Raw genomic sequence first — 7,500 nt, 5'->3', positions numbered from 1 at the left:
CGAACCTTGGCCAGCTCCTTGCCCAGACGCCGGGCAGCCGCCAGGAGAAAATGTCCAGAGCCACAGGCGGGATCCAGAACTCGCAGCGAGAGGATGGCCCGTTCCTTTTCCTCGCGGCTGGCTGCAGACTTCAGCCGCTCCTGTAGCACCGGCTCTAGGGCCGAGCGGACAAGTTCCGCCACCAGATCTGGCGGGGTGTAGTAGGAGCCGGTGCTTTTGCGTTCGGAGCCGTAGCTGAGCTCAAACTGAGGCGTCGCCTGCGCAGTAAACAAGATCTGGGGCCGGTAGTCGAGCAGGCTTTCGTAGACGGATCCCAGCTCTTCCACATCGAGAGCGGCATAGTTAACCCGGCGCGGCGGGGAGGTCGCGTTTTCTCGGTAGTAGGCCAGATGCCAGAAGGCCTGCAGCAGATCCCGGTTGCTCAGGCTGCACTCATCCAGCTCCAGAGGGGCAAACAGCTCTCCGTTGAGAGGAGCAGCCCCCAGCAGCTCCGCCAGCTCCTCTTGGGAAAGCACCCTCCAGAGCACCCGCAGGCTGCACCAGAGATCCTCATGCTCCGTAAAAGCGCTGCGCCGCTCCAAAAGCCGCCGCAGCCGACCCACGCCGTAGTGATCCCGGTAGAGAGGACTGGCGCTGATAAGCCCCCGCTCCTCCGAGACCAAGAGAAACAAAAAGCGATAGACCAGCCGCAGCAGTTGTCGGTAGAACTCCTCCGGGGTGAGGCGGTTCAATCCAGAAGAGGCCAGCCGCTCCCGCAGTTGGGAGTTTTTGGGATGGGCAAGAAAGCCGTTGGCCAAGCCCTTGAGGCATTCTTCCACCCCATCCCGCAGCCGCTCGCGGACTCGCCCCCCCTGTTCCAGAGCTTGCTGGTAGTACTTCTCCAGCCAACACTCCCGCGCCTGCTCCGCCCTTTGGGGCAGGTGGCTGCGGTGCAACAGGCGAAACAGGATGGCAAAGTCGTTAAAGCGCTGCTCCTCCAGGATCTGCTGCAGGTCAAACTCCACATAGGCCTGCCGGCGCACAAAGGTGCTGTCTCGCAACAGGCGGAGGATCAGCCCGTTGGTGACGATGCCCCAGAGGTGCTCGCTGCGGTTGAGATACTCCTGCAGCAGCGAGTGAGGGGCTAGACGCGGCCTGCCAGTAGGAGCCAGCCGTCCCAGCTCCTGGCGCACCCCCACAATGTGCACCGGCGGAGCGTCCTCTGCTTCGCCAGCTCGGTGGGAGATGGCAAAGGTGGCGCCGTCAATCTCGTAGGCCCGCTGGTTGTAGCGCAGCTCGTAGCCCAGAAGGCTGAGAAAGGGAATGACCCAGGCATCGCGGGTAACCGACGTGGCCGGATCCCCTTCTGGCAGACGGGCCAGCCGACGGCGGAAAACTTCCCACTGGGTGCGGGCATCGGCAAAGACGCTGGCCATCTCCTCGGTCAGGCTGCGCTTGTCGTCTAGCCCAAAGTCTCTCGGCTTCTGGCCCGGCAGCTCGCCGGCCAAAAGCTGCTCCAGGATGTCCGGCCCCAAGAGGCCCCCTTCAAGGCGTAGTGCAGGAAATTGGCTCATCTGGACAGCAGAGGTTGTAGGACAAGAATTCCCAGCAGATCCGGGGGAAACTGCGGCTTAACCTCCAGCCCGCGCACGCGCTGGGAGATAGCCTGTCGGATGCGCCTGTGGGCATCAGCCAGCTCGCCAGCCCGCCGGCAAATGGCCTCCCGGATCCCTTGCTGAAGGGGGTGTCCTAGGCCCCAGTTTTCTGCAGTCGGCGGCCAGGGGCTGAGGCTGTCTAGCACATGCTGCACCAACTCCTGCTTTTCCGCGAGCGGCAGGTTGGCATCTGGCGTGGCTTTGGCCAAAAGCTGGAGCGCTGCCCCAGTTTCCAGCCAGCGGGCTGCGCCTCTTTCCAGGCCAACCCCTCCCAGCACCAGCACCTCCTCCGTCAGCAGAGGCTGAGCCAGCGGCTGCTCCACCAGGTAGCGCACGCGCAGCAACAAGAGGGTGGTGAGCTCGGCCACAGCCCGCGTCCGCACAACCCCGCAGCGGGAGACGACGGCCTCTTCAGGATTATCTAGAGCCTTCTCCAGCAAAAAGTGGGCCAGGGCAGCGATGAGGCGGTGGTTGCGGCCAACGTACTCCGCTCCTTCTGGCGTGGGGGAGACAAAGCTAATCCGCCAGTGTCCACCCTTGGGCTGGGGCAGGGCTGAACGAATGGCCTCCGGCAGGGTTGCCGTGCCCTCTCGGCTGAGGTTGACCTGGAAGACTCCAGACTGCCGGTCAGGGATCACGGCCAGGCCCAGGCGCTGGGCGGCAGCGAGAAAAAATTGCTGTACTGCCTGCGGATCCCCCAGCACGGCGTCTGTAGCCTCCAGTTCCCGCTGCACTTCTTCAGGCTTGAGGGATCGCTGGGCAAAACGGGTGCGGTTGCGCCGCTCCTGCTCGGCAGAGCGATCCCACCGGGCGTGAAACCGGCTCACCTCTGCCATCCCCAGATCCAGCTCCAACTGGCGCTCCCCTGAGCCGGATCCCTGGCGCAAAAAAAGCGCCTCCAGCACCGCCTGGGTAACGCTTTCACTCGCTTCGGGAACAGGCACGTGGGTGCCAAGGGTGCGGCGAATTTCCCGCGCCTTGTCCAGCAGCACCTTTAGCACCACGCCGTCCACAGGGTTATCTCGCCCAAAAAAACGAATGACCTTGACCCGGGGGGCCCGTTGGCCGTAGCGATCCACCCGCCCCTCCCGCTGCTCCAGCCGGTTGGGGTTCCAGGGCAGGTCGTAGTGGATGACGGCTGTCAATTTTTCCTGCAGGTTGATCCCTTCCGAGAGGCAGTCGGTGGCCACCAGCACCCGTGGCTGGTCAACGGCCATTTCCGCAATCTTGGCCTCCCGCTCCTCGTCGCCCATGCGGCCGGTTACGCAGGCTACCTGAGTTGCGGATCCCAGGTGTTGTCGAAGGTGGTCGGCAAGATACTCCGCCGTGGCCACATAGCGGCACCAGAGAATGGGGTGAAAGCTCTCTTTGAGGAGCCGCTTCACTAGCTCGATGGCCCGCGCCAGCTTGGTGTCTTGGTCTACGCCACGCAGTTGACCAGCCAGGCGGGCGAGCTCGCGCAGCCGGCGGCGGTCGCTGTCGGGCAGAGTTTGATCTGCTGCTTCGAGGGCTGGCAGCGGTAATTCGTCGTCAGTACGCTCTTCTGCTGACTCGAACACCCAGCGGCTAAAGCTCTCCTCGGCCTCTTCAGCTTCTTCCTCCCGGGAGCCTGCACCGCGATTGGCCAGCGCTGCCAAGGCCGCTGCCGGACTGGACATGACACAGCGCAAAAGAGCCAGCGCCCCCCAGTAGCGTACTCGCCGCCGCCGCTGTTCCATCTGCTGGCCGGTGCGCACCAGCTCCGCGCAGAAGGCATAGGTGCGCTCAAACAGCTCGCGGTAGCGGGGCGAAAGGTCATAGGTCTCATCTTCAGCTTCTCGGCTTGGGAAGCAGGCGGTTTCTTGCCAGGTCTCCTTAATGTCCCGCCGCGTGCGCTGGACAAAGTGACGGGCCAGCTCGAGGCGCTGGCTCTCAGTGAGATCCTGAAAGTCCCACGCCTCAAACTCAGGCCGCAGCAGCCCCAGCAAGGAACGGAAGGCCTCTGGGATGCCGCTGTGGGGAGTAGCCGTCAGCAGAATCAGGTGGCGGTTGGGCGCTTGGGCAATGGCTCTCAAAAGGGCATGCCGCTCCTGCTGAGCTCTGCCGGAACTGGCCGCCGCCGCACCGTGCACTTCGTCGGCAATGACCAGCTCAGGACAAAACTGTAAAAATTGAGGGCGGTTGCGCTCTGTTTTGACAAAATCAATGCTGGCCACCTGCACCGGGAAGTATTCGTAGAGGCTCTGTCCCAGCGGGGTTTGCCGCTCCAGTTGCCCTACCGTCCCCGAGCGGATAACTACCGGCTCGAGGTGAAACTTCTCGGCCAGCTCCCTGGCCCACTGCTCGCACAAATAAGGCGGGCAAAGGACACAAAAGCGCCGGATCTCGCCGCGATCCAGAAGTTCTCTGGCTATCAGCAGCGCTTCGATGGTCTTGCCCACTCCCACGTCGTCGGCAATAAACAGCCGCACCGGATCAAGGCGCAGCGCCATGAGCAACGGCACAAACTGGTAGGTTCGGGGCCGGATGGAGATGCGCCCCAGCGAGCGAAAGGGAGTGGCGCCCTCGCGCAAGATAAGCCGCGCTGCCTGCCAGAGGAGATGGGCGGCTGCAGCATCGGCAACTCGGTCGGCGCAGGGCAGCGGGAAGAAGGCCGGCTCGATGCGCTCAAAGGGCAAGGTGCCGCCTACAAGGTTCATCAGTTGTCGGTGAATGTGAATCGCATCCTCTGGCGTACCAGTAAGGGGCCGCAGCACTACCCCTTCTTCGGAATCAGCGGGGAGCACCACCCACTCGCGGTGGCGGCAGCAAACAATTGAGCCAGGCTGCATCGATCGGGATCCCTAGAGAGCTTTCTCCATTTGGTATACATCTTTGCCGCTTTCCGGGAATGACTGCCGAGCTTCTGCGGCTTTTTTGAGAACCCCCTACAGCCTGCCTGGACAGAACTTCTGCCGGCGCCATGGCCGGCAAAAATTCTACGTGTTGGAAAATGGCCCAGTTGGGTCTCGCCCAAGCCTTTTGCAGGGATCCCTCCTACCCAAAACGTGGGGTGACGGTAGGATGAAACAGAGCTGGCCCCAAGCACTTCCAGCCGCTTGCCCGATGAGCAGCAGCCGTTATCCGTTTGAGCGCGTTCGCGAGCACTTGCTCTTTCAGTCTTTGGAAGATGCTGAGTGGAAGGCATTGACGGCTGCCCTACTGCCCAGCCGCTTTTCCCCCGGCCAGGTGATCTTCCAAGAAGGGGATCCCAGTAGCGACCTATACGTAGTTCTCAGCGGGATCGTGGAGCTGCGTCGCCAGTACATGCGCCATCCCGGCGATTATTGGCTGGCCACGCTGCATGCCGGGCGCGTGTTTGGGGAACTTTCCTTGCTGACGGGACGGCGACGTTCCTTTACCGCGGTGAGCCTGACCGAAGTGCAAACCCTGCGCCTCTCCCGCGAGGGGCTGCTCCTATTGCCCCTGGAAGTCCAGCTGAAGCTCTACCGCGCCTGGACCCAGATCATCGGCGAGCGCGTCTTTTGGCTCGACAGCATGTTCGCGGATCTGCTGGAACAGCGGGGAGCCGAAAACGTGGCCTCGGCTATGGCCTTGCTGCAGCAGCGCTACCCCGCTTGAGGAAAGCCAACCCCTGCAGGCAGGCCGGGATCCCTAAAGTTAAATATCAGTTGATACTACTCAAAAAAGAGGCCAGAAATAAATCAAGCGGTGGGATCCCAAATTTTATCTTCAGAATAGCCAGGGGTTGCGGTATTATGTGCTAAGCAGCCCCAAAGCACTTCAAGCAGCGAGGTTAAGAGCAGTGGTCAGGGTAGCCATCAACGGATTTGGTCGTATCGGTCGCAACTTTTTGCGGTGTTGGCTGGGTCGCTCCCAGTCCAATCTCGATATTGTTGCCATCAACGACACATCAGACGCCCGCACGGCTGCCCATCTGCTCAAATACGATTCCATTCTCGGGCCGCTGCAAGGGGCGGAAGTGGAGGCCGTCGAGGGTGGCCTGGTGGTTAACGGCAAGCATATCCACGCCGTTTCCGATCGCAACCCCAGCAACCTGCCCTGGAAAGAGTGGAAGGTGGATCTTGTTATTGAAGCTACAGGGGTGTTCGTAGACTATCAAGGGGCCTCTAAGCACCTTGAGGCGGGAGCCAAAAAAGTAGTGATCACCGCTCCGGCCAAGGGGGGCGACATTCCCACGTTTGTATATGGCGTTAACCAACACACCTATGACCCGGTGCGGCACAACATTGTCAGCAACGCCAGTTGCACCACCAACTGCCTTGCCCCCATCCTCAAAGTGTTGCTGGACAAGTTCGGCGTCTTGCGGGCCACGATGACCACTACCCACAGCTACACCGGTGACCAGCGGATTTTGGATGGCGGCCACCGCGATCTGCGACGGGCGCGGGCGGCGGCGTTGAGCATGGTGCCCACCACCACCGGGGCGGCCAAGGCGGTGGCGCTGGTGATCCCCGAACTGAAGGGCAAGCTGAACGGGGTGGCGGTACGGGTGCCCACGCCCAACGTGTCGCTGGTGGACTTGGTGGTGCAAACGGAGCGGCGCGTGATTGCCGAGGAGGTGAACGCGGCTCTCAAGGACGCTTCAGAGACCACGATGAAAGGGATCATTGCCTACTCCGATATCCCCTTAGTCTCCATCGACTACCGCGGCCACGACTGCTCGGCGATTGTGGATGCCGAGATGACCAGCGTGCTGGACGGGGATCTGGTGAAGGTGATGGCCTGGTACGACAACGAGTGGGGCTACTCGCAGCGGGTGCTGGATCTAGCTGAATATATGGCTGCTCACTGGGTTGAGTAGGCTGTTGTTTCCTGCCTCAATCCCTCAGAGGCGGAGAGGGAGAATTCGGCAAAAACCTGCCAGCGCTTGCCGTCATGGAGGAGGAGGGTCAGGGCAGAGGCGAGAAAGGATCCCTGGAAGAGGCGAGCCTTGAACTGCGGCCAGGCGGCGCGGAACTGGGCCGGCTGGAGATCCCGGAAGGCCACAGTCATGTGGGGCACAAAGGGACGGGCTGGAGCCGTTGCTTCTTCTTGCTTGAGAAGGAGGCTCATGTGCCGCTGGGCCTTGGCCTGAAGCTGTTGCAGCTCGGGGGAGGGCTCGACGTGAATATAAATAACCCGTGGCGGGAAGGCGCCGAAGCCACAGAGCTCAACGGCAACTGGCGCCTGCTCCTTAGCAAATGCTTCTAGGGATCCTGTCAGGGCCGCCAGCTGGGCAGTGGGCCACTCGAAAGGAGGCACCAGGGTGATGTGAGGGGGCGAGCGCAGGGCTGCGCGGCTGGCGAATTGCTCGGCAAACTGTTGTTTAATGGCGGTCACTTGCTCCTGCAGGTCTGGTGGGGGAAGGAGGGCGAGAAATAGCCGCTGTTGGGGAGCATCGATCAGCATTGCCGGACAGGTGAGGGATCCTTTTATCCAGGCTAGGGCAGCACATCCCCAGGCCTCTACCCCATTTCCTAGGGGTCAGAAGGTTTGTCGGGATGCCCGACGTCTTCTTTAACTACTCATATAATTATCTAGTGATTATTCGGTGGCAGTAGGAGCATGACTCTAGTCAATGATATGCTGGACTATACTGAAAATAATGCCCAGTATGTTCAGTATGGCTGCTTGGTATGGCTAGGTATGTAAAACCGAGAGAAGCGGCGGATTATTTTGGGGTGTGTCTCCACACCTTGAGGCGATGGGAACAGAAGGGCTGGATCCATGCAGTACGTACACCATCCGGTAGGGCGAAAAGGTATGACCTCGACAGCTACATCAGAACGCCAAAGAAAGCCAAACGAGTCGTTTTGTACGCCCGAGTCAGCAGTCGAGGGCAGAAACCAGACTTGGAGAGACCGATTGCAAGACTGGTTGACCT

At 61.2% G+C, this 7,500-nt stretch carries 6 protein-coding genes (1 of these 6 only partly in view); 3 read left to right on the top strand and 3 right to left on the bottom strand.

Features of this window, described 5'->3' with window-relative positions; genetic code table 11:
- Positions 1-1,553, bottom strand: partial view of an endonuclease domain-containing protein gene (locus SYN63AY4M2_RS05715; protein ID WP_099887261.1) — the 5' end (the start) only. Its footprint begins 3,028 nt before the window's first position; the window shows 1,553 of its 4,581 coding nt (coding positions 1-1,553); the start codon lies at positions 1,551-1,553; its stop codon lies off the left edge, out of view.
- Positions 1,550-4,444: a helicase-related protein gene (locus SYN63AY4M2_RS05710; RefSeq protein WP_099887260.1), complete on the bottom strand. Its 2,895-nt coding sequence runs from the start codon at positions 4,442-4,444 to the stop codon at positions 1,550-1,552. Before SYN63AY4M2_RS05710 ends, SYN63AY4M2_RS05715 begins: the two co-directional genes overlap by 4 nt.
- 274 nt (positions 4,445-4,718) lie before the next feature.
- Between SYN63AY4M2_RS05710 and SYN63AY4M2_RS05705 the strand changes: the two genes are divergently transcribed.
- Both SYN63AY4M2_RS05705 and gap read left to right on the top strand, forming a co-directional pair.
- Positions 4,719-5,234, top strand: a complete 516-nt coding sequence (locus tag SYN63AY4M2_RS05705; protein WP_011429233.1) for a cyclic nucleotide-binding domain-containing protein — start codon at positions 4,719-4,721, stop codon at positions 5,232-5,234.
- Positions 5,235-5,418: 184 nt separating this feature from the next.
- The gene (gene gap / locus SYN63AY4M2_RS05700) at positions 5,419-6,438 is read left to right on the top strand and encodes a type I glyceraldehyde-3-phosphate dehydrogenase (protein ID WP_099887259.1); all 1,020 of its coding nucleotides are present in this window, start codon (positions 5,419-5,421) and stop codon (positions 6,436-6,438) included.
- On the opposite strand, the gene SYN63AY4M2_RS05695 is transcribed toward gap, so the two are convergent.
- Positions 6,423-7,025, bottom strand: a complete 603-nt coding sequence (locus tag SYN63AY4M2_RS05695; RefSeq protein WP_011429235.1) for a 2'-5' RNA ligase family protein — start codon at positions 7,023-7,025, stop codon at positions 6,423-6,425. The genes gap and SYN63AY4M2_RS05695 overlap by 16 nt on opposite strands.
- Positions 7,026-7,252: 227 nt before the next feature.
- On the opposite strand from SYN63AY4M2_RS05695, the gene SYN63AY4M2_RS05690 reads away from it, so the two are divergent.
- A partial coding sequence (locus SYN63AY4M2_RS05690) for a MerR family transcriptional regulator (protein ID WP_143597426.1) occupies positions 7,253-7,500 on the top strand: 248 nt, incomplete at its 3' end.

Source organism: Synechococcus sp. 63AY4M2 (assembly GCF_002760475.1).
Taxonomy (GTDB): domain Bacteria; phylum Cyanobacteriota; class Cyanobacteriia; order Thermostichales; family Thermostichaceae; genus Thermostichus.
This window is presented reverse-complemented; position numbering and strand designations above follow the sequence as displayed.

What these genes read in the sequence shown, in the direction of transcription:
- SYN63AY4M2_RS05710 (WP_099887260.1), bottom strand. Translation starts at nt 4,444, where the DNA reads ATGCAGCCTGGCTCAATTGTTTGCTGCCGCCACCGCGAGTGGGTGGTG.
- SYN63AY4M2_RS05705 (WP_011429233.1), top strand. Translation starts at nt 4,719, where the DNA reads ATGAGCAGCAGCCGTTATCCGTTTGAGCGCGTTCGCGAGCACTTGCTC.
- SYN63AY4M2_RS05695 (WP_011429235.1), bottom strand. Translation starts at nt 7,025, where the DNA reads ATGCTGATCGATGCTCCCCAACAGCGGCTATTTCTCGCCCTCCTTCCC.